The organism is Micromonospora sp. NPDC049282 (assembly GCF_043197045.1).
GTDB lineage: Bacteria > Actinomycetota > Actinomycetes > Mycobacteriales > Micromonosporaceae > Micromonospora.
In genome coordinates this window covers 1-1,330 of the sequence record NZ_JBICSL010000045.1, presented here as the reverse complement: position 1 = coordinate 1,330, position 1,330 = coordinate 1, and the positions used below count along the sequence as shown (strand labels likewise).

At 66.3% G+C, this 1,330-nt stretch carries 2 protein-coding genes; both read right to left on the bottom strand.

The annotated features are described in order from the left end of the window. Positions 1-31: 31 nt before the first annotated feature. Entirely contained in the window at positions 32-958 is a 927-nt protein-coding gene (locus ACGFI2_RS30615) for an IS3 family transposase (RefSeq protein WP_393523670.1), read from the bottom strand. Next, positions 955-1,266 carry a transposase gene (locus ACGFI2_RS30610; RefSeq protein ID WP_393523669.1) on the bottom strand — a complete coding sequence of 104 codons (312 nt, stop codon included), beginning with the start codon at positions 1,264-1,266 and terminating at the stop codon, positions 955-957. The genes ACGFI2_RS30615 and ACGFI2_RS30610 overlap by 4 nt, the downstream gene beginning before the upstream one ends. Positions 1,267-1,330 lie beyond the last annotated feature (64 nt).

The window sequence follows — 1,330 nt, the reverse complement described above, 5'->3', positions numbered from 1 at the left end:
GTGAGGTTCCCCCGGTTTGCCGGAGGGTTGGTTACCTGGCGCCGGTGGGCTCAGGCTGAACGATAGTTGGCTCGTCGTGCCGTGCCTGGTGGGTGTGCCAGGTGGTTTCGTACTCGTCTGGGGATCGCCAGCCGAGGTCTTTCTGGATGCGGCGGGTGTTGTACCAGCCGTCGATGTAGGTGAAGATCGCGTTCTCCGCTTCGTCGCGGGTGCGCCAGGAGTTGCGGTAGACCAGTTCGATCTTGAGCGTGGACCAGAAGTTCTCCATGAGGGCGTTGTCGTAGCTGTCGCCGACCGATCCCATCGAGGGCAGGATGCCGTTGTCGGCCAGGCGTTGGGCGAAGCGGAAGGACGTGTAGTTCGATCCGCGGTCTGAGTGGTGGATCAGTTGGCCGTCGCGGACGTCGCGGGACCAGATGCCGTATTCGAGGGCACCGAGGATCAGGTCGGTGTCGCAGCGGTCGGAGCACCGCCAGCCCACGATGCGGTTGGAGAAGACATCTCGTACTGCGGCGAGCCAGAACACGCCTTCACCGCAGGGGATGCGGGTGGCGTCAGCGACCCACAGCCGGTTCGGCGCCGCGGCGGTGAACTGCCGGTTGACCAGGTCCGGAGCGGGTGTCGCCTTCGGGTTCGACCGGGTCGAGGGGATGCGCCACTTCTTGCGCAGGAACGTGCCTTGCAGGCCGGCGTCGCGCATCAACCGCTCGACTCGCTTGCGGCCGACGTGACGGCCGTGTCGGCGCAGCATGGCGTGCACTCGCGGGCTGCCGTAAGTGCCGCCGGAGACCTCGTGGATCTCGGCGACCGCCACGGCCAGTTCCGCATCTTCGCGTCGCCGCGAGGACGGGCTGGCGGCTTGGGCGAGCCAGCCGTAGTAGGTGGAGACGGCGACGTTGAGGACCCGGAGGATGGGCTCGACCCCGAAGCGGTCTTTCAGCTCGTTGACGAGCGTCATGACCGTCGCCGGGTCGGGTCGAGTTCCGAGGCGAAAAAAGCCGAGGCGGCCTTGAGGATCTCGTTGGCCCGCTTCAATTCGGCGTTCTCCCACCGCAGCCGGCGCAGCTCCTCAACCTCCGAGGTCGTCGGTCGGTCGCCCCGCTGACCGCGGTCGGCCTCGTCCTGGCGGATCCAGTTGCGCAACGCCTCGTGATGCACCCCAAGCTGGCGGGCCAGCTGGCGGATCACGGGCTTCGGGTCCGACTCCCGATACAAACGCACCGCACGTTCACGCAGCTCATCGGGGTACTTCTTCGGTGGTGCCACGGATGACTCCCTTCAGCTCCATCAGAGCATGATCGAAAGCCTCCGAGCTACCGGGGGAACCTCA